This window comes from Hoylesella loescheii DSM 19665 = JCM 12249 = ATCC 15930 (assembly GCF_000378085.1).
GTDB classification, from domain to species: Bacteria; Bacteroidota; Bacteroidia; order Bacteroidales; family Bacteroidaceae; genus Prevotella; species Prevotella loescheii.
Genome location: NZ_KB899212.1, coordinates 32897 through 55040, shown reverse-complemented (window position 1 = coordinate 55040; position 22144 = coordinate 32897). Strand labels below are relative to the sequence as shown.

12 protein-coding genes and 2 tRNA genes are annotated in these 22144 nt (G+C 43.3%); 7 read left to right on the top strand and 7 right to left on the bottom strand.

From position 1 onward, the window contains the following. Positions 1–2 precede the first annotated feature (2 nt). From F453_RS0103920 to F453_RS0103905, 3 genes are all read right to left on the bottom strand, one after another. Positions 3–88, bottom strand: a tRNA-Leu gene (locus F453_RS0103920). Positions 89–114: 26 nt separating this feature from the next. Then, positions 115–187: transfer RNA gene (locus F453_RS0103915), tRNA-Gly, on the bottom strand. A 1003-nt stretch (positions 188–1190) separates the two neighbouring features. Continuing rightward, positions 1191–2858 (bottom strand): formate--tetrahydrofolate ligase, encoded by a 1668-nt coding sequence (locus F453_RS0103905; protein WP_018966828.1) that lies wholly within the window; start codon positions 2856–2858, stop codon positions 1191–1193. A 310-nt stretch (positions 2859–3168) separates the two neighbouring features. Between F453_RS0103905 and miaB the strand changes: the two genes are divergently transcribed. From miaB to F453_RS0103880, 3 genes are all read left to right on the top strand, one after another. Beyond that, positions 3169–4491: a tRNA (N6-isopentenyl adenosine(37)-C2)-methylthiotransferase MiaB gene (gene miaB / locus F453_RS0103895; RefSeq protein ID WP_018966827.1), complete on the top strand. Its 1323-nt coding sequence runs from the start codon at positions 3169–3171 to the stop codon at positions 4489–4491. A gap of 365 nt (positions 4492–4856) precedes the next feature. Continuing rightward, on the top strand, positions 4857–5441 hold the full coding sequence (locus tag F453_RS0103885; RefSeq protein WP_033404140.1) for a hypothetical protein: 585 nt from the start codon (positions 4857–4859) through the stop codon (positions 5439–5441). Positions 5442–5854: 413 nt separating this feature from the next. After that, positions 5855–6421, top strand: a complete 567-nt coding sequence (locus F453_RS0103880) for a hypothetical protein (RefSeq protein WP_033404138.1) — start codon at positions 5855–5857, stop codon at positions 6419–6421. A gap of 363 nt (positions 6422–6784) precedes the next feature. On the opposite strand, the gene F453_RS0103875 is transcribed toward F453_RS0103880, so the two are convergent. After that, positions 6785–7690 carry an IS982 family transposase gene (locus F453_RS0103875; protein ID WP_018966824.1) on the bottom strand — a complete coding sequence of 302 codons (906 nt, stop codon included), beginning with the start codon at positions 7688–7690 and terminating at the stop codon, positions 6785–6787. A 143-nt stretch (positions 7691–7833) separates the two neighbouring features. Here F453_RS0103875 and F453_RS0103870 point away from each other — a divergent pair, with 143 nt between their 5' ends. From F453_RS0103870 to F453_RS15625, 4 genes are all read left to right on the top strand, one after another. Beyond that, on the top strand, positions 7834–10497 hold the full coding sequence (locus F453_RS0103870; RefSeq protein ID WP_018966823.1) for a hypothetical protein: 2664 nt from the start codon (positions 7834–7836) through the stop codon (positions 10495–10497). Positions 10498–10626: 129 nt separating this feature from the next. Then, the gene (locus F453_RS14960; protein WP_081619107.1) at positions 10627–10815 is read left to right on the top strand and encodes a TIGR04149 family rSAM-modified RiPP; all 189 of its coding nucleotides are present in this window, start codon (positions 10627–10629) and stop codon (positions 10813–10815) included. Between the two features lie 57 nt (positions 10816–10872). Continuing rightward, positions 10873–11715 (top strand): GLPGLI family protein, encoded by an 843-nt coding sequence (locus tag F453_RS0103865; RefSeq protein ID WP_018966822.1) that lies wholly within the window; start codon positions 10873–10875, stop codon positions 11713–11715. A gap of 183 nt (positions 11716–11898) precedes the next feature. Then, positions 11899–12744 carry a radical SAM protein gene (locus F453_RS15625; RefSeq protein WP_374188180.1) on the top strand — a complete coding sequence of 282 codons (846 nt, stop codon included), beginning with the start codon at positions 11899–11901 and terminating at the stop codon, positions 12742–12744. Here the strand turns inward: F453_RS15625 and F453_RS14955 are convergent. The 3 genes from F453_RS14955 to F453_RS0103830 all read right to left on the bottom strand — a co-directional run bounded on the left by F453_RS14955 (position 12695) and on the right by F453_RS0103830 (position 22101). Continuing rightward, positions 12695–13201 carry an integrase core domain-containing protein gene (locus tag F453_RS14955; protein ID WP_374188179.1) on the bottom strand — a complete coding sequence of 169 codons (507 nt, stop codon included), beginning with the start codon at positions 13199–13201 and terminating at the stop codon, positions 12695–12697. The genes F453_RS15625 and F453_RS14955 overlap by 50 nt on opposite strands. A gap of 1583 nt (positions 13202–14784) precedes the next feature. Then, complete coding sequence (locus F453_RS0103835; protein WP_018966820.1) at positions 14785–16761, bottom strand: hypothetical protein; 1977 nt, start codon at positions 16759–16761, stop codon at positions 14785–14787. 30 nt (positions 16762–16791) lie between these two features. Next, positions 16792–22101, bottom strand: a complete 5310-nt coding sequence (locus tag F453_RS0103830) for a hypothetical protein (RefSeq protein ID WP_018966819.1) — start codon at positions 22099–22101, stop codon at positions 16792–16794. Positions 22102–22144: the final 43 nt, after the last annotated feature.

Below are 22144 nucleotides of genomic sequence, written 5' to 3'. Positions count from 1 at the left end.
TGTGCCGCGAGCGGGACTCGAACCCGCACAGCCATTACTGGCCAAGGGATTTTAAGTCCCTCGTGTCTACCAATTCCACCATTGCGGCATCTCATTGGCCTTTCTTTGGCTTTGAGCGGAAAACGAGACTCGAACTCGCGACCCCAACCTTGGCAAGGTTGTGCTCTACCAACTGAGCTATTTCCGCGCAATGATGTGTGCAAAGTTATGCTTTTAACACGTAACAACCAAAGGATTTTACACAATTTAATACATAAGTGCATTCTGCCATTCATCACAAAAGGCGGAAACAGAACATTTTTTCGTCCATCGTTTTTACTCCGTTTGTTTTACGACTTCACATAATAACCGCATCAAGAAAGATTTGCCCAACTATTAAATAAGGTGAACAAACGCAGGCAATTCGGTAAAACAGAAAAAAAACGCAGCAACGAGAGGTTCTCTTAATTTAACATTGTTATGGGGTTGAAAGGCTTTTGGAGGAGGGCATGGAAGCAGGAGAAAAACCTAACCCCAACCCCTCTTAAAGAGGGAGAAGGGAGCAAATGGCATTGCGCCTTTACCTCTTTATCAATGCATGAACTTGCCAAACGGTAGAGCTTTGGGACGTCAAGCCGTGATGTTCCAAGCTTATTCAAGTGCGTGTTATCAAGCTTATACGAAGTCCATGCACAAACATGCAGGCGATATTTCTATGCCCATATATAACAATGAGCAAACGCGCTAGGTGCATTTGCATATAACGAGTGCGCCGTATAACAACGCACCGCAAGGCTATAGACGGGAGGTAAGAGAGCGTTTAGAAAGGTATTGAGCCATGTTTTAGCTGTTCGCGCATCGTTATCACTATGGTGTACTCCTATTACAGATAAGAAAGAACCGTGTTACAGTTGAACTGGAACAAGATTACACATAAGAAGTAACAGGAGTACAACATAGCGGGAACGATACGGGGACTGAAAAAGCCGTGTTTTAGAGCTTATTTCCCGTCTTGCAAATAGCGTAGACCGAGCCAACTAGATATCACCAACAACTTACTTGTTGCTTGTCAACACAATATCATTGCTTAACAAAACAACCACAGTTTGCCGTGTTGCCCGAGCCCCGCGTATATGATACGGCAAGGCGTATTATACCCCTCCCCTTATCGGAGAGGGGTTGAGGGTGAGTTCCTTAAAGCCTTCTTCGCCTTACGACAATCCTTCGATAACGCCGTTCACAACGTCGATGCGTTCGGCCTGCGGACTCTTTGGCAGTCCAGGCATGCGCATAATGTCGCCAGCAACGGCCACAATCATCTCCGAACCCGTGTTGATAACGAAGTCGCGGATGGTGATATCGAAATTGGTTGGCAGTCCGTAGGCCTTCGCATCTTCAGAAAACGAATATTGCGTTTTGGCCACGCACACGGGGAAATGTTCCAAACCCAGTTCCTTTATACGTGCCAACTTCTTCTTGGCAGCAGGTTTCAGCACCACATCGTTTGCCCCATAGATGTTTTGGGCAATTTTGCGCACCTTCGTTTCGATGTCGTCGGTATCGTCGTAGAGCATTTGCAGCGGTTTCGAAGGATTTTTCTCAATGGTTTCCACCACCAGTCGTGCAATCTCTTCAGCACCTTTTCCGCCCTCGCCAAAGGCTGTGTTGAGCGCGAAACCCACGCCCTGCTCCTCGCAATGACGGCGAATGATGTCCAATTCTTCATCCGTATCGGTTGCAAAGCGGTTAAGGCACACCACCACCGTTTGTCCGAAAGTCCGCATGTTGGCAATGTGCTTGTCCATATTGGCCAATCCGCGACGCACACCTTCCACGTTGGGCGCCTTTATTTCCTTTTCGTTCACGCCTCCGTGCATCTTCAAAGCCTGCGCGGTAGCCACCAAAACTGTGAGTTTTGGCGAGATTCCCGCCTTTCGGCACTTAATGTCGAAGAACTTTTCAGCACCCAAGTCGGCACCGAAACCTGCCTCCGTGATGGCATAATCGCCGAAGGTCATGGCCATTTTGGTAGCCAACACACTGTTGCAACCATGTGCAATGTTGGCGAACGGACCGCCATGGATGAATGCGGGTGTGTTCTCGATGGTTTGAACCATATTGGGATGGATGGCATCGTGCAAGATGGCGACGATAGCTCCACCAACGCCAAGATCCTTAACCGTGAAAGGTTGGCCTTGAAGCGTTATGCCCAGCAGCACGTTATCAATGCGTCGGCGCAGGTCTTCCTCGCTTGTTGCCAAGCAGAAGATGGCCATTATCTCCGAGGCGGGCGTGATATCGAAGCCCCCTTCGGTAACGATGCCGTCAGTTTTACCGCCCAACCCAGTAACGATGGTACGCAGATTGCGGTCGTTCACATCAAGAACGCGGCGCCACAGCACTTCTTTCATGCCGAATCCATCGTCTTGGTGTTGGTATATATAATTGTCTAGCAGGGCGGCGATCATGTTGTTGGCCGAGGTGATGGCATGAAAATCGCCCGTAAAATGCAGGTTAATCTTCTCCATTGGCAGCACCTGTGCATAGCCACCACCAGCTGCGCCGCCCTTCATTCCAAAGCACGGACCGAGTGAAGGTTCACGCAGGGCCACCACGGCATTCTTTCCGATGCGGTTCATACCCAGTGCCAAGCCCACGCTAACGGTGGTTTTGCCGTTTCCGCTCTTGGTGGGCGTGATAGAAGTAACCAAGATGAGGTTGCATTTCTTCACTCGCTCTTCATCAATGAGCGTGTAGGGCACTTTGGCAATATGCTTACCGTAGGGTTCTAGCTCAATTGCCGATATGCCGGCCTTTGTGGCAATGTCGTAAATGGGCAGTAAGGTGGCCTCGCGAGCTATCTCGAAATCTGTCTTCATAGATGTATAAAGCTTAGTGTAGTAATACTTGGGTTTAATTAACTCGGGCTCAAATTTAGGCTATTTTTTTGCAACAGCCAAGCCTTTTAGCAAGAAAAAGGTAACGTAAGTTGAATTTTATGTGTGCTTGGGATGGGCAAAGCATACAGCGCCAACCACAACAAGGAGGAAGAAAAGGGATGCGGCAACACGGCCAAGAGCATCACTTTCTGACTTCTTCCCTACCCTTTTTCCCGAAAAATGTAGTACCTTTGCAAGACGATAACAACGGTTAGGCATGGCCTAACCCACTTTTCCAACAACAAAAGTAATGAAAAAGCTATATATCGAGACCTACGGCTGCCAGATGAACGTGGCCGATAGCGAGGTGGTGGCTGCGGTGATGCAGATGGCCGGCTATGAGATGTGCCAAGACGAAGCCGAAGCCGACGCCATATTTATGAACACTTGCAGCGTGAGAGAGAATGCGGAGAACAAGATTTATAACCGACTTGACACGCTGCATGCCGAACAAAAGAAGGGTCGGAAGGTGATTTTGGGCGTGCTGGGATGCATGGCCGAACGTGTGAAAGACGACCTGATAGAGAACCATCACGCACAATTGGTGGCCGGACCAGATTCATATCTGAACCTGCCAGACATGATTGCGCAAGCCGAAGCAGGTAACAAGGCCATCGATATCGCCCTATCGAAGACCGAAACCTATAAAGACATCGTTCCGCAACGCGTCGCTTTGGCCAAGATTAGCGGCTTTGTGAGCATCATGCGTGGTTGCGACAACTTCTGCCACTATTGTATCGTGCCCTATACACGCGGTAGAGAGCGGTCGCGCGATGTGGATAGCATCCTTAACGAGGTGCGAAACCTGCAGCAACAAGGCTACAAAGAGGTTACGTTGCTAGGCCAGAACGTTAACAGCTACCGATTTGTGAACGACGAGGGACAAACGGTAGACTTCCCCCAGCTGCTGCGATTGGTGGCCGAGGCAGTGCCCACGATGCGCATCCGCTTCTCTACACCCCACCCCAAGGATATGAGCGACGCCACGCTTCGCGTTATCGCCGAGGTGCCAAACGTGTGTCGCCACATACATCTGCCCATACAAAGCGGCAGCGACAAGGTGCTGAAGCTGATGAACCGCAAATATACCGTAGAGTGGTATCTTAGCAGAGTGAAGGCCATTCGCGAGCTAGTGCCCGACTGCGGTCTATCAACCGACATCTTTGTGGGCTATCATGGCGAGACGGAAGCCGACCATGAGGAGTCGCTTCGCATCATGCGCGAGGTGAGTTACGACTCAGCTTTCATGTTTAAGTATAGCGAACGCCCTGGCACTTACGCCTCGAAGCACCTGCCCGACGATGTTCCCGAAGACGTGAAGATACGTCGCCTGAACGAATTGATTATGGTTCAGAACGAGAATTCGGCTCGCGCCAACCACGCCGAGGTGGGAAACATTCGCGAGGTGTTGGTCGAGGGCCCGTCGAAACGTAGTCGCGAACAGCTTTGCGGCCGAACAGAACAGAATAAGATGGTGGTGTTCGACAAGGGCAACCACCATATCGGAGAGTATGTTAAGGTGCGGATAACGGGCAGCACTAGCGCCACACTGCTGGGAGAAGCAGTGGAATGAGAACCATAACATAAAGCAATGTGCGGGGACAAGCTGCAGAAGCGGCTTGTCCCCGCAATGTTTTTGCACGTCAATAACACCCAAGATTCACTTAGATCTCCAAGCTGGCCCTTTGAAGAAAACAACCTTGCCTGCCCATAAAACATCTACAATAAGCCTAACTTTAATTGCCAACTTCATTGCGCGTAAAGAAAAAATCACTAACTTTGCAACGATAGATGAAGTGCACTTCACAAAGAGTCAAAATACCAGAAACGAGCTTTACCCGCCATTTTTTTAAGGCGTTTTACCACGAAAAGACAATACGAACTAACCCAACCGATTAGTTCAAAACCGATATCTTTTAACAATAAAATGTACCAACAATGAATAAGAGTAATTTCTTAGCGTGCTGCGCGAAGTCAATCTTCGTGTTCTCAGCAGTAATGATGGCAAGCGTTGCCTTAACGAGTTGTTCAAAAGACGAGCAAGAGGAACAGCCAACCAAGGAGAATTTCGTAGTTTTAGACGGAGCGAAGAAAACCATACATTCTGGCGAATACGAAATCTGGGATTGCTATAAAAATACCAAAATTGAGCTTTTTCTATCAAAAGACGGAAAAGAACGCATCCTTTTGGCCCTTAATCAAGAGCTTCACCTTTACGACGAAATAGATCTGACCGCTAGGGAGACAGAGCGTCGGGCCCATTGGTATTGGCAAGTGGAATACGCTAACGAGAAAGGCGAAAGAACGATTAATGCTTCTGGCAAGCCAGAGAGTTTCTTTGAGAAGTGGGAAAAGCCCGAACCCGTATTCAACAGTGGCACACTTTACTATACAAAGATCAATAAAGACAGCACCACAATTCTGCTAAAAGGGGGGCAGGTGGTGGACAAAATCGGCAAGTTGCATACCCTCACCATCAATTATGAAGGTCCTTTAAAGAAAATCGGCGAATTAGAAGATTAAGGTAATACTTGTGCAAAGATAGGGACTAGAAACCTATCTACCTGTTAACTATTAATTGCCGACCAACAGAAAACGCGGGGACAAGCTGTGGAAACGGCTTGTCCCCGCGGTATTTTTTCAACTTAATCATACCAAGAAATGCTTCGGTTCCCACGTCGTTTTTAAGCGAGGAACCTTGCAGAGCCACAGAACATCCACAATAAGCCTAACTTTTAATTACTAATTTCATTGCATATATAAAAAAAAGTGCTAACTTTGCATCATGAAATGAAGTTCACTTCATAGGTAGATAAAGTGCTGGGAAGAACTTTGAACGAGCTTTGTAGGCCGTTCGCCATGAATATGAGAGGATAAAGTAGCCTAATGAATGAAATCTTAACATATATTCTTTAACAATTAAAATGTACTAACAAATGAGTAAAAAGATTTTCTTAGTGAATTGCGCGAAGTCTATTTTCGCGTTAGTAACAGTAGTGATGGTGAGCATGGCTTTCTCTGCTTGCTCAAGCGACAACAAGGACGACGAGCCGCAACTCAAGCAAAATGCCCTAATCATTAATGGCAGGGAGGTCGCCGTAAAAGAAGTGGTATGCTATACAGACGACGAATGCATCTACAAAATCAAGGTATTCTTCGATAACGATCGCATGGAAGAGCTGCGTTTTCTATTGAATGAGAAAGTCTTCTTCAACAAGGTGATAGACCTATCCAAGAAAGAAGATACGCCCAAGTACTGGGAAGTAATGTACGATGATCAGGCTGGAAACAGGAAGATTGATACATGGAGCAAGCCAGACAACAAATATAATGAGGGTGAAGAAAGATACCCCGTCTTTCAAAAAGGCAGCCTTTTTGTCGTAAAAAAATCCGACAACAGCATCCATATCAAGTTAGAAGGTAAAGTAGATGGCACTGATAAAGGTGCTGTGTACGACCTTGGCTTCCTTTATGAAGGTGAGATGAAAGTAGTTAAGGAATAATAGTATCAGCCATTAAAACGCCCTAACGCCTCCTTTTTGGGTACGGCGTTGCTCTAAAAAGAGAATACTTGGGAGAAGGGCATGATACCAATTCCCCAAAGAATCAATCCTGTGCAACGGCTGTTGCACAGGATTATTTTTTTGCCTAGATAACAAACGATGCGCGAGTTTGGCATAAGAGCGACTCGTTATGTCAACTACCACTGGGCGGTAATTGATGAGATCGACATTCATTTTTTATCTAATCTTGCTCTATAGCCATCGCATCTTATCCCGAATTCACGAAAGCTATACATCTATACGCAGTTGTAGGCCAATATGTATGGCAAAAGAGGGGAAATATTTAACGTGAGTTCGACGAATTCAGAACAACGTAAGTTGTGTGTCAAAAGTCCTATTGAGATTGATGCACGGTTTCTTAGGAAACAGGCAATAAGCTGCAATGGCACCTAATAAGTTGACGATGAAATTGTCAAAGCATCTATGCCTGGAGTGCTCTACCTGTGCGATGTTTTTAAGTTCATCATTCACAGTTTCTATAATGGCTCTTTTTCTGAGTAAAAGTCTGTCTGAAACGCTCATCAAAGCTCCTTTCATGTTACTTTTCAACTTGGTAATAAGCTGTATTCCGTCAACGAAAAGCCTTTGAAAGAGGTTCTTGCCGATGTACCCTTTATCACCGACCAGCTTACCATAGATGAAATCTATGAATGCTTTGTATTCCAAAGGCTTACGGTCATCAACATCTCCCGGCGTTATCATAAAGTTGAGAAGCTCTCCTTTCTCATTGCAAATCAAGTGCAATTTGAAACCGAAGAACCAACCCATAGAGCATTTCCCTCTTTGGGCTATACCCTTGAAAACTTTGTGAATATGTATTCTTTGATTCCTGCAGACGCGTAAGGGTGTACTGTCAACAAAGCTTATGCCCGTGCATTTTCCCAACAGGACTTTCTTGATAAACAAGGTTAAGGGTATTGCTACTTCCCTTTCCAATTCTACTAAACGGTTGTAAGAAACAACTTTGGGAAAGAGGTGGCGAAGATGCTTGCATACTTTTTCAGGATAGAAATGCTTAAAGCAGCGATAGCCAGAATCGTGAAAAAGAATCATTATCAGCATGACTTCTGCTTTTGACATGGTGGAACTTCGCTGATATTTTCTTTTTCCAATAGGTTTTAGCGTATATTTTGCCGTCATTGCATCAAAAAACTTGCAGAAGTCATCTGCCATACAAAATATTTCAGTAACTTTGTCCTCGGTGATCATAGCGATTTTTGTTTGTAATTATTTGAATGTTAACACCTTAAAGTTACAACAAATTTCGCTAATCACCAAATTTATAGACACTTATAATTCATCGAACTCACGTTAATTAATATGTAATATCTATTTTATAAAATGTTGCCAAAATGATTTCTACCGATAAAATAAAAAATAAAATAGTATGCATACTTGTATTATGTGCTACAATTTATATGCCTGTGTTTGGACAAGCAGTCCCTTTCAAATTATGGGGTAAAATAATGACAAAAGCAGGGAAACCTCTCGTAGATGTCAATATAATTATCTATTTTACTAATGATTTGAATAATATCGCAGCATATTGTATATCAGATGAAAACGGGGCTTATTCTATAGAAAGTGCATATAAAGGTGATAGTATAAAAGTGGTAGCTACAGGGCTCAACATAGGCAACTATACTGCCTACATACCTTCCAAAACAAGAGAATTTAATATCATCGTAGAAGAAAAAACATTTATACTAAAAGAAATTGTAGTGAAAAGTACTAGATTATATGCTCAAGAAGACACTATCAATTACAACGTTTCATCATTTCTTTCTAAAAATGAACTTTCTCTTGGTGACGTGTTAAAAAAGATGCCTGGAATTACTGTTGGTGAATCAGGTGAAATTTCCGTAAAAGGAAAGCCTGTTAAGCATTTATATATAGAAGGGATGGATATGATGAAAGACCGCTATGGTATAGCCACCAACAACATAGATCCAAATGCGATTGCTACTGTTCAAGTTTTTCAGAACCATCAAGATATTAAGGCTTTAAAAGGTTTAACAGAAGAAGATAAAGCCTCTATAAATTTGAAACTTCGTAAGGGAGTTAAAGGGGTGTTCAATGTTATTGCGACGCTAAGTGGTGGTGCTGAAAGAAAAATGTTATGGAGTAATAATTTGATGGCAACTCTTTTCAAAAAGAACAGTCAGTTTTTTGCCATTTACAAGGGAAATAACACGGGCGAAGATCTTCGTAGTGAACTACAATCGTTTGATTTTAGAGATACAGGCAGTCCTATGCTCACTCAGATTAGTTTTCCTATTCCCCCAGAGATAAGTAAAGAAAAATATTACTTCAATCGTTCACATTCTTTTAACTATAATAATGTTTATCGTGTCGGTAGAGATGCCGAACTTGCTCTCAATGCAGCTTATTATACCGACTGCGAAAATCGAAATAGTCAAACAACAGTACAACATCTCCTGCCTGATAATACCACCATAGCTTTTAACGAAATCAGCGATGGCAAAAGAAAAGAGCATATGGTATACTTAGACTTCAGCATTGAAAGCAATAAAAAAATGAATTATCTAAAGGAACAAATCAGATTAAACTATCAGAGAGAGCACTATTCAATGAATATAGTCAATAAAGAGCAAATCACCCAAAATAGTGCTATGGATTATTTTAATACGAGTAATCACCTACACTGGATAAAAAGAGGAGACCATGACAAAGGTATGGAAATAAATTCGAAGACTGGTTTTTCACAAAAGCCACATTGGCTTGGTGTTAATATTGATTTATTCAACGAAGACAGTATCAGCATTTCAAAGGGGCTATACCAGCATGCTAAAACATGTAACTTTTACACAGAGAATACGATGAGGTTTCTTCAAACCCTTATTATTGGACCTGTCCAAATTCATCTTGTTACAAATATGAATGTCCATCACGACCGATTGGAAAGTCAGCTTTCTCGTTTATTAGAAAACGATATAACAACATTATTTGCTGCTAATAACCTTAGCATGACTCGTTTTGATGCAGGTATGGGAGTAGAATGTTTCGTGAAATTCCGGCGATTTTCTATAGATGCATATTCCCCAATATTGTATCAACATTGCATTTTAAAAGAAATAAACGGCAAAACATTGAGCACCAAGAACCAGATAGTAACATCGCCTAAAATGACAATGCGCTACAATCTCAATACTGATAACACGCTATCTTTATCTATATGGCGTTCAACACATACTCCCCTCCTTACCAAACTTTACAGTCAAAATATCCTAACTAAATATAATGTACAAACTGTCTATACGTCTCAAGATTTATATAATGCAGACTCGTGGCAGTGCAGTTGTAGCTATAATTATAAAAATTTGCTCTCAATGCTCTTTGTAGACATTTCTACTGGTTATACACATACTCTTCCAAGAATTCTATATGGCTATTCGTATAAAGGCAATACAGAGATACTTAACAGTGTACACACCAATCAAATTGGGCATTCATGTTTTATACTTCTCCAGGGAAGTAAGGGATTTGATTGGAAACGTTCAAAAATAGGTTGGGAAGGGCGATTTATATTCGGTAGCAATCCTATACTCTTGCAAGATCAAGTGATAGATAGTCAATCGAAAATATTGGCTTTCAATCTAGACTTTTCTGCTGTACTAAATTCTTTTCTTGCACTAAACTATCGAGGAGCATTTGCCAATTCTACAGTAGGAATAAAAGATGGTAGCAATATACCTGAACTCACACAATTTACAAACAAAGCAACCTTGACTTTCTCGTTACCAATCCACATCGATCTCAATTTTGGTATTTATCAATACTATAATAACCGTAATACCATCAATAAAAATTATATTTCTGAAGATATTGAAGTAATTTATAACTGTAAGCGGATAAGGTTCAGTCTGGTATGTACTAACCTATCCAACAATCAAACTTATTTAAATTCTACACAGTCAGGACTTTCTTCCTACATTACTCAATACGGTATCAGAGGTCGAAGCGTATTGATGAAGATGAGATTCAAGATATTATGAGGGAAAAGTTGTAATAATCAAGTTTAAAAACAGAAGAAACCAAAACATATTATGTATCATAAAAGAGCGTTTAGATCCGTAAAATACGGTAAGTTTAGCTTAAACAAACATTTTATTTAATTATTTAGTATGAAAAAACTAAAATTACATGAGTTCTCCAAACGAGCTTTAGAAGCTAGGGAGATGAACAACCTTATTGGTGGTTCTGATGAATGGTGTGGTTGTCATGGTCCGTCATCAACAAGTGATAACGGCTTGGCGAATCGCGCAGGAGATCTTGAATCCTCTAGTTCTATCATCTGGATTGGAAGACATTAGTTTCCAACCTACAGCTAAGAGGATTTATCCTCATAGCTGTTTAATATATTTAGAAATATGAAAAAGATAAATTTAACGTTTGCGTTGTTAATACAAGTCATATTAACATTTAGCCAAACCTACACTCAAGGCTGTGCCTCGATTGAAAAAAGTAATGTCCTTGACCATGCTAAGTATAGAATAACTTATTGCCTAAAATTCAAATATAGCAATAATGATAAGGAATATAATCAAGATACTCGAATAGTGCAAATAGGTACAAAAGTTGTCAAAGATTACAGCGATAGATTATTACACTATGATACCCTGGCTACATCAAACTTTAAAATGGGGCGTCCAACTCCTCATCTTTCTGATGCAGTATTTCCATATGAAATTATCAATCATTATTCTTCACAAGGAACATTAGTCAACTATCGTATGTTTTTCCAATTGGGAACGCTAAGATACCTTGAACAATTTGTCAAGCAAAACTGGTCATTAACTAATGGAACAACTATTACAATTTTAAATCATAAATGTCATAAGGCGACATTAACATTTGGCAAACGTATTTATACAGCTTGGTATGCTCCAGATATTCCTATACATTATGGACCATATAAATTTGAAGGTCTTCCTGGCCTAATTATGCAAATAGAAGACTCGGAAAAAAAATATATATGGTCTATTACAAATTTGCAGAATGTGGACGAACCGATATATGACCATATATATAGCGGTACTAAAAAGACTGATAGTAAAAAAGCTAGTGCAACAATTAAAAGACAGTTTAAATCCACAAATGCTCTACTCAATGCAACAGGTGTAAAAAGGATGAAAGTTGTAAGTGGAAAGCTTGTAGAAATGACTGCAACCGATGAAAAGCCAATACCTTTTGAACCAATAGAACTTCCTTAGATATATGATAAAGTTAACACCAGAAGAGGTTAAAGAATGCCTAGCCACTACACCTCAAATTACATTTGAAGTAACAGAACGATGCAATTTAAATTGCACTTATTGTGGATATGGTAAATTGTATTCTGACAAGGAATCTAGATCTGATAGGAATCTTCACGCAGATGATGCAATTGCTTTTCTATCATTTATAAAAAATTATGGGAAGATGGTTATGACACTACAGGAGAATCTGTTGTTTATATAAGTTTCTATGGTGGAGAACCCCTTTTAAATATGCCGTTTATAAAGGAAATCGTTTTTTTTGTTGAAAGCCAGCTTCAATCTTATAATAAACATTTTGTCTTTTCCATGACAACAAATGCAATTTTGCTTCCTCATTATATCAAGTATCTTGTTGAGAAAGATTTTCATCTCTTGCTAAGCTTGGATGGGGATGAAAATGGCTCTTCTTATCGAATATATCGTAATGGGAAACCTGCATATAAGACAATCGTTGATAATATAAACATTGTGAAATCTTCTTATCCTGCATTTTACAAGAAAAACATAACTTTCAATGCAGTTCTTAATGATCGTAATACGATACAAGGTATTAATGATTTTTTTAGTTTACACTTTTGTAAGAAACCATTTATTGGAGAAATAAATGTAACAGGCATAAATCCAAATGAAATTGATCTATTTAAAAAAATCTTTCGAAGCAAAACTCGAGAAGTAGCAAAAGAAAGAGGTCTCCAAATAGAGAACTTTCAAGAGAGTACATCTTATGATACTGTAGCACGTTATCTACAAATGCACTCTCCATATTTTTACCTAAGTTATAATGAACTGTTATATGGTAAGAATTCTCGCAAAAGTGTACCTACAGGTACCTGCCTTCCATTTGGTAAAAAAGTTTTCATCACCGTATCTGGAAAAATATTACCTTGTGAGCATATGTACGTTGTCAAAACAAAGTGCACAACTGCAAATATAGTTATTTACTCTGTAGTTTCATTCTTTTATTCTCAGAAATTCTTTTGTTGATTGAATTTTGCTTTATTATTTCTCTTATCTTTTTGATTTTCTCCCCTTGTCCTAAATATACGTCTCTAGGTGTAAGATTATCCAACAATTCATGAAATCTTCTCTCATTATAATATTTCACCCACCCATCGATAGCCTTTTCTAATTCAGAGGGGCAGAAATAATGATTTAGCTTAATTACATTTTTCATTGATCTGTGATATCGTTCAATCTTTCCTTGCGTCTGCGGATGCAAGGGTTTGCCATGGATATGCTTGATATCATATTTCTTACTGAGATTCTGTTTGAGAGAAGAAGCAATATAGCACGGTCCATTGTCTGAGAGTAGGCAAGGAGGATTCTGGAGTGTAATACCAGTCTTTTCAACCGCTTTGTCTATTGTTCTGGATACATCTTCTGAGGTCATACTCGAACATAGCTCCCAATGGATAATATAACGTGAGTTCGTCGAACTCACGTTATTTAGTAAGGGCAAACGCCTCTATTTGTAAATATTATGTACTGCTTTTTAACATTGTGAGCGCCTATCCAAACCACAAACGCGCCATCAACCCGCATTTAACCGATTCTCGTGAAAATTTATAACTGGCCGATATAGCACTATTTATACAATTCACCCCAACCAAACGACATGCTTTAAAGGAAGCTTTGACACGTCTTATTGCTAGATTTGAGCCTTCTAGACGTAAATGTTAAGTTTACGACTGCTCACCTCGTGCCTTCCGTTTTGTAGGATTCGGCTTGACGTTTTCCCGCTCCTTAGGCTGCTCTTTAAGGTAAAATGTCGTGTTATCGCTAAGCTGGAATGCTGTTCCAGCTTAGTTGGAATAATGTTCCAGATGATATGGAACAGTGTTCCGGCTTAGTTGGAACAGGTGTCCCGTTTATAAAAAATCCAGTAATCAACCTGATAATTCACTTCAAAAGCCAGTGTTATACACTTCGTTGGTTAGTGAATTTGGAGGCGTGAAAATAATGTCGCTTTGTCGTTTGGTGAAATCGGGAGTTGGTAAAACATGGGCAGCGGCGGAAAAAATGAGGCGTAACGAGGTCGGAAAAGAAAGCCTTAAAGATATGTTTTTACCAGTTTTTAAAGGCAAAACCTTCTAGAATGGTGAGGAAACAAGGGATTAATTTGTAAAGTTTAATTATTACGTTTAACACTATCGAAAAACTATGGCACGAATGAGCCTGTGCATATAATACCTGAATTCGGGATAAGATACGATGCATTTTGAGAAAGATTAGATAAAAACGAATGACTATCTCACCTACTACCGCTACGTGGCAGTTGACCTAACGGATTTCTCTTACCCCGCATTCACCCAACAAACGCTATACACGCTACCCAATTTGACGCAACATTATCCCAACTCTCTCCATTAAAACTACATTTACGCCATGAACCTTTTAGGGGCAATACATAAAAAAGGGGTAGCCGAAGCTACCCCTTGGGCATTAGTTGCGACTTGCAAACCACCCCTTTTCCGCCAGGCCCTACATGTAACCAATGCTTCATGCGAACATGAAACCACCTTGTTTATAAGGTGTTCCTTTCCCTCCCTTTCCCTTTCCTCCCTTCCTGCCGTTCCTTTCGTTTTCATTCTTTTTCGTATACCACCATTTAGTGCGTATAACAAATAAAGTAGAATTCGTCAGTTAGGGCAGAGCCAGTCGGTCCGTTTCACGTCGGTACTCAGAAAAAAAATACATCCTTACAGTATCTATCCGGGTCATATTTGGCCTGCTTGCAATTGCTTCCCTATAGGCATCACCTTTCGATCAAGCCTAGCCTAAAAGCTCTCCCATAAAAGAATATCCTTAAACGTTAAAACTCCAGGCAGTTTAGGTAACAACGACTTACTCTAAAGGCTCTATTAAACCACCAAGCGAACTCGGGGCAAACAGACTCCACTAGACTTCTTCTAAATCACAAGAAACTTGTATTAGTAAGAGTTCCAGAAGATCAACCATTTCGCAAAATGGCAACCATTAGTATCTATTGCAAATTTAGTTATAATATCTCAAACATGCAAGCTTTTACGCATCTTTTTTCTGCACATTTACATCTATTAACGAATCGTATTTCAAGCCACTATCTGCCTGCATTCCCTTTATCTGCGTTTGATAACCTAACCAATTGAATGTCTGGCCGTTAATCCATCTTGCGCGCTGGAAATTCTTCACTACGCGCGTGCCTACTTGCTGTACCTCTTCTTCGTTAATAAAGAGTGGCGAATAATTTGCATAATTATCATTTTTCAAATCACGTCTTAATCCCTGCGAAAGGAACTGCGTTCGGGGGAGTGCCGCCACGCGTTTGCCATTGACGACACGTGGCATTTTTCCGCGTCTCAACACAATGTCGCGCCCACCGAGGAAGAACGGGTCTCCGTCGTTCTTGTCTTTTGCGGGATGCTGTGGCACAAAGGGTATCCAGTTGAGTGGCACCTGCGTTTGCAACACGTAAGCATAGTCGGCCGGTCGGTTACCCGCGGCGTTCATCGAGCCATTACCCGCACCCTTCAAGCTTAGTTCAGACTTTTCGCTTGCATTTTTCTGAGCGTTTTGTTCATCCATAAAGGCTTGCACTTGTGCCGCTTCCATAACAAGGTCGATATTTCCGCCACATCCGTCGGACGCATTAGTCTCTACGCCCCACACCATATTGGCCATCTCGTCGCGCAACATCTGCACCTCTTCTACTGGCTTACTCTCCATAATATGGTTTAATGCGGGCGGCAAGAATAGGCCTTTGTCCACCGTTTTCTCTTTGCCCTTGCGCACATTTCCATACATTTGCCATCGCTGTCCGAACGAAGCCGCATTACCGTCTGAACTTCCCGACATGCTTGTTATGGTTGTGACAATGCCGAAGGAGTCGGCTACCTCTATCCGTTCTACGCTGAAGTATGTACCCAACTGGGCTGTTAGTGGGATGAGCATCCAATCGTTTCCGTACATGGTGGCATACTGCATCATGGCAATATTACCTTTGGCCTGCATGCCAACAGCATTTCCCAAGAACACCTTATTATCTTCGAACTCCCACAAGCGTTTGCTGGGTGCACCAGGGAAGGTAGCCAGCGTGGGAATAGACCAGATGTTTTCGGTTTCTCCCGTATCGTTCGGCTGAGACGATTGTTCTTTTGTTACGTCGAACGAGTACCAAGAAAGCTCTCCCGAAGAGTAGTCTTTGGCCTCGAACTTCTGTTGTCCCACCTCCATTTGGCAATCGTAACCCAACTGGTTGTTCTTCCAATACTTGTTGCCACCGCTTCGAGGGAAGTACGTTTTCTGAACCCAGTCACAGAAATCATAATACATCACCTCGTTGAGCCTTTCCTCAATAAAGTCGACACAGTTTTTTCCGCAGGGCTTAAGCTTCTCGAATATGAGATGCGAATTTTGTTTAGCTAGGTTTTCGTAAAGCTCTATGCCATCGAAAAGTTTTTTAGCAAAGCTTTTGGAAAATACACCGAGGCGTGCGTTAAGCTTACGCGTGTGATCTTGCACTTCCTTTTCGTCGAAACTACTATGGCCAAAACCAGCAACCAAATCACCTAAGGGAAAGAGTTCACGTAAGGCTTTCAACGCTCCTGCACGATCTATCTGTGGAAAACGACCTTGCAAAAGATCGAGGAAATACATGGCCGTCTCTACACGCATCAAGGGAGTGATGTCGTGGTTTACGCCTTCCACTTCGGGCTCGATAGGCATATCTTCCTTTGGCTGCCATTTCACAGCCGCCTTTTTACGGTTTACGCGGCATTTTACGTTGAGTGCCGAGCCTGCGTTATTGCCCTTAAACTCGCCCAACTGCCATTGTCGGGAAAGCATCCACAGGGGGTCGTGCACACGAAAGCGTAGTGCGTCGGTTAGGTCTTCGTGCCTTGTGCGACTCTCCAAACGACGCCCAAAGTTCACTTTCAGATTTCGCAGTTCGTCCAGGCTTTCTATATTGAAAAGCAACTCTTTACTTGTTATATAGGCTGTTACCTTATCATCCGTATACATGATGCAATCGTATTAAGTTATTGGTAGACATTATTTTTGCGTAGGATAATTGAGTAGCGGGAAGATACACGATGTCCATCGGTTCTTATAAACGTCTTCGGGCGACACTGCGCGGCTCTTAGCCATACGCATAGCGGCCTTAAGCGTTCCCAGGACATGCTTTTCTGACCAGCGATGTTTGCCACCACGCGTAGAAACACCCACAAGAATGGCCTGTGGAGGTTCGGCGTCGGGCTGGTCGTAGCCAAAGGTGAGGGCAGCCGTCTGCGTTTTGTAGGGGATGCGCTCTACCCAGAAATCGAGCACCACACCAGCCATGGGCTGGAAGGCGTTGTCTTGTTTGTTTACAAGACGTGAGGCATTCATCACCACAAACGAATTGGCGTCGTGCACATGCTTCTCGTCCTCAACCTGCAAGCCCACCCATTGTGGTTCTTTCTCTTGTATAGGCAACTGCATGGGCGTGAGGCTTACGTTGGTTTCGAGGGCGTTGCACTTGGCAAACATGCGCAACTGGTGTAACAGTTGCATAGGTTGGCGCACGCGACCGACATCCATTAGCCAGCTTTCCATATCGAGCTGCGACACGTTAGAGAAGCATCCACCTTGCTTTTGCTGTTCCAAACTTTCGAGATTAACCAAAGGCATCTCGGTATCGGTATAGGTACTACCAGGACGTAGTTTGGTATCGGCATTAAAGTGAGGTGCCATTACAAAGTTGTTCACGAGCATTTTCTTGGCACTTTGCGTTAGGCTCTCAACGTCTACTTTGTTTCCGCCATCCAGCAGCTGCTCGCCGGCATTCAGTCGGGTGTTCAATTGCTCGAGTTGCGAGGTTAAAGCCTGCACAAAAGCTGCCTGCTGCTGGGCTTGTGGGGCTGTAGCCTGAGCGTCGGCGGTGGCAGCAAACTTCATCAAATCGTCTGTTACCGCATCGAGCGCATTGAAAAGTCCTAGCCTGAAAGCGCCCAGCAAATGTTCTATACCAAGCGTAACCGCCTCTTTAGACAAGGAAGCAGCATTATCCTTGCCGCCATTTGCCTTAAGCCAAGCCGCCATATAATCGGCCAGACGTTTCAACTCGCTTTTCAGCACACCGCATCGGCTACCCAGTTCGCTAATATCGTAAGCCTCGTCAGGCGTTTCGGCACCATTTACGATGAGATCATTCATACGCAGCATCCTTGTCGAAGAAAGCATTTCGCGCAAGTTATCTACCGCCAGTTCGGCCTCCTCAAAGGGCAGTTCTTCGCCCTGGACAACGGTGGGTGCGTCTATCACCTCCTGCGAAACAGCTTGTTGTTGCATCCAGCACTTAACGGCCAAGAAGCGGTTAAAACGATCTTTATCGCCAGAAAGATAAACAATATCCGACGGCGACAATCCCAATTCGGCAGCCTTCACGTCATGAGTCTTATCCAAGAGCGTGAAAGAGAATCGCATTTGGTTGTATCCCATCATCTCTCCCATCCACTGGTCTAGAGCTGGTTCAGCCATTTGCAGGGGTGAGGAAGAATGTTTGGGAGCCTTCGCGTTAACGTCTAGCGCCACGAGCATGCGTTGTTCCACATGTGCCGAGTTAAGCGGAATATTCACGACATCGGGCAATGGGATATTACTTTCGCTCTGTACGCAATTCATCAACGCCTCAACGGCCACGCGGTTTCCTTCGCACAGCTTGTAAACACACTCGGAATTCACCACGTCGGCTAAAGCATCATAGGCATCTTCCAGTTCTTGCAACAGCACGAAGAGCCTTTCACGTTTTCTTGAATCAAAAAGCTGGGCCCAACTGCTACCGCCTAAGCTTTCGAACCATTCGTCTACCTTGCCCTTATCGCTAAGATAAAGCGCGGTGAGCGTGCTACGCTTATTGTCTTTCTCCACTAAACGCTTACGCAAATCGTTAAGCAAAGCTACGCCATTTAGCACCCTAACGTCTGAGGGTTTATCTATTTTACCTTGGCTTTCTATATCGGCATCGAGGGGATATAGCTGCCTAAGGTAGAATATAAAGAAGTCCATTTCATAACCACCATCCTGCTTATAGTCTTCGTGTAGCATTCGTTCAAAGTCGTTACCCAAGATGGCACCCAACGACAAGCCGTTTTGCACACCCTTGATGATGCGCAAAGCCTGGCGAACACGTTCAGAAGAGAGGTTGATGCTAAGGTCGTAGTTGTAGCCTTTTTCTCCACCCGTATCTACATGGCTACGTTTAAAGCTGCTTCGAAGCACAGCTGCCGTGAGGGCCTGGTTCACCGATGGAGCCAGCATATACTCGTCTAGCTTGTTCTTCGTCTCGCTCTCCCTGAGATTGAACACCCATCCAAATGCACCGATGGCGATGTGATGTTTGCGCGAACGACGCATGCGTTTGGTCAGCCTATAATGAAGTAGGCCTTGCATCCAAGCGTCGAGGCGATAGTTGAAGAGGTCGAACGCCTCGGTGATGAGCAGTTCCACTTCTTCATTACTCAGCGTCATTCCATTCTTTCTGTTCTTCACAAACTTCTTTACAGTGTACACGATGTCCTTAAAGGGATTGTCTTTCAAGCGGCATAGCGCCCTGTCGTCAGTGAAAGGAACATTTTCGTACTCTTGCAAGAACTGTCGCTGCATCTCCTTATAAAGCCCGTTGGCGCCCGTCGCTTTCTCCACAACATTGAAGAGATTGACGAAAGGCTGCTCGTTTCTCTGCTTTCCACGGAAGAAATATGGCGAAAAGAGCATATTCTGGTTTGCCACGGTGCGCGAATAGAATGTAGACGAATAGGGTGTAGAGTTTATTACCCTCAAGAAATTGGTCTGGCTGTTTCCCACAGACATGTTGTCTTCGTGCAACACATCTTTAACTACGATGTTATTCCAAAACTTGGTGAGGTAGAGCAATATCTCGTGCAGCACATGTAAGGCAGAACCACGCCAGTAAGTCATTTCCCTAAAGTCGCACACAGGCAATATGCCATAGGGTTGCGAACCAATACGCACAGCAGGATAAGCGCCACTAGAGAGAACGCTATACATGAAGTATTTTCGTAGTACATCGTTCCCGCGTATGAGTTTTGCTATGGCATTGCCCTTATTAGCCATAAGTCCGAGGAATGCTTTGTTTACCAACTGAGCCTTGTTTACCTCACGATTGTTTCGGTTGGTGGTGTTAATGAAGGGGTTGTTGATATTCTTGGGCCCGAAACTGTTGCGCACCGGCATCTTAAAGAGGTTAGACAGCATGCGTGCATCGCCATAAGGCAGTGGCAATGTCTTATCTTTGAGCAGGTTCAGCGTCTGGTCGTAATAAGCCTTGACCAAACTCTCGGTAGATGTATCGTAAGTGTTTCCCGTTTGTCGACGTTCGTCTCCATCGCCCATAATATTGGTAGGCGTACCCATGTTAAGCAGTTCGAACCCTTCTTCGCTATAAAGGTGTGCATTGAACAAGTTGCGAACCAGCTCTTGGCTTTTCTCAGAGTTCACGCAATAGTTGTCGTCAATATGCTTGATACCCATTACGTATAACGAGTTGAACTCAAATTTACGTTCTATATGGTTTTGCTTACCATTACCCCTTTGATTGTGGCGCATGTGTGCAAAAGGCTCGAGTGACAGCGTGATGGCCATACCCATACGTTCGGCCTCATCATAATCGGTGAGCCATCGCATAGCGCCTTTAAGTTTCGCATTAGACTTAACGAGGCTGTTATCACCTTCTTCTCCTGCTGCAAAGTTAACCAACTGGTTGAGATCGAGTCCCACTTGCAGTTCGTGGGGAATAAGATGCCCATAGCAATAGATGTCGCGCTCGGAACCAGAACTTTTTTTCAAGGTAGCTTGCAACACGAAGCGGTCGGGCAACAACCGTGTATAGGGCACAGTGAACTTGTTAGCCTCTTCATCGTCGATGGGTTTTCCACATTGTTTGATAGTGGCCGCGCTATAAGTCTGACGTACGATCCACGCCGCACGATAAGGCGGATACTTGTCGCAAAGCCCTTTCCACAAGGCACGACATAGCACATCGTTACCCTTTACTTTCTTCCACTCTTTCCAAAACTGCTTGGCATCATCAAATTCGCTTTGCGTAAGCTTAGCTGTCATCTGCGTAACGGCAATTTCATCGGGATAAATGCGCACACAAAGACATTTTTGGAATTTCTTGTAGCATATCTTCTTCTTCATAGATGACTGTAAGCGTCGCCTAAACAATTCTACTTGGAGTTGTGCATCGGGATCTTCCTCCACCCGCGTGTTATACGCCTTCACCATTTCGTACAGCCAATCATACTCCGCGTGGAAATTAAACACGGTGTTGTAAGCAATGTCCCGCCATCGATTGAGCGTGGTTTGATCAGCCACAGCCTCTGGGTTGCCTAGGTTTATGATACGGAAATGGAGTAACCGCTCTGCCAAGAGGGTGTAACGCTGATAATGCCGCACCATCCTACTCGACTTGATGTTAAGGTCTAAACGTTCATTACGAACGCGAGTAAGATGTTTTTCGAGCTCCTCCAAGGTTCTATAATAGCCTTTACTAATGAAAAACAGATCTTTTTGGGCTTTCCCTCTTCCCTCGTCTACCTTATACATGGTACGTAAAGGTGTGAAATCCATCCTCAAACCTTTAAGCAACCGCACGAATTTCTTTTGCTGTTCGCCCGTAAAATGGGTGATGGTGTCAAGATACTTCGAGAAGTCTTTATCTTTATAATATATGGTTTTGAAGAAGTTGTTGCATTCTCGCAAATTCTTTCGGGCATTCGTAAACTGTATCGTGTACGAATGTTTGTTCACCTTATAGCTACGTTTATGCCCCATGTAGTTAGGGTTCTTCACCATGTTGCGCAGCCTCCGCACCACATGTTCGAAGGTATTGAGGAACTTGGTGGCCTTATGCGCCGAGAGTTCACCGATACAAACGAGACGTGGCAGGGTGTTCATGATACGCGTCCACAGGTCGGCGAGTTTCAGTTTCCATGCCTCTTCGGTTTGTTCGTTCTCGATGTTGCCAATTATTTTATTGCCCAACAGCTGTAACAAGTCGCGCAAACGTGCCTTGTCTTCAGTGTAAATGGCGTCGAGCCGTTCCACCGCATCGAGCAACAGACGTGCTGGCTCCACCAGTTTTTCGGGTGTTTCATAATACGTCTCTGCCTCTTCGAGGAAGGTTTCGAAAGCCATGAATGCACGAATAGCCAAGTCGGGCTCGCTAGCGTCGTCCACATAACGCTTCATGAAACGTGTCTCAATGCGCAAGGGGAACATCACGAGCGACGTAGACACAGCCATATTACCTATTTTGTTGGCTGCGTGCTTCTTTCTTATATTTTGGTTGCTGTACATGATAGATGTTTTTTCGGGTGATGGTTTTGCTGTTTGCTAAATG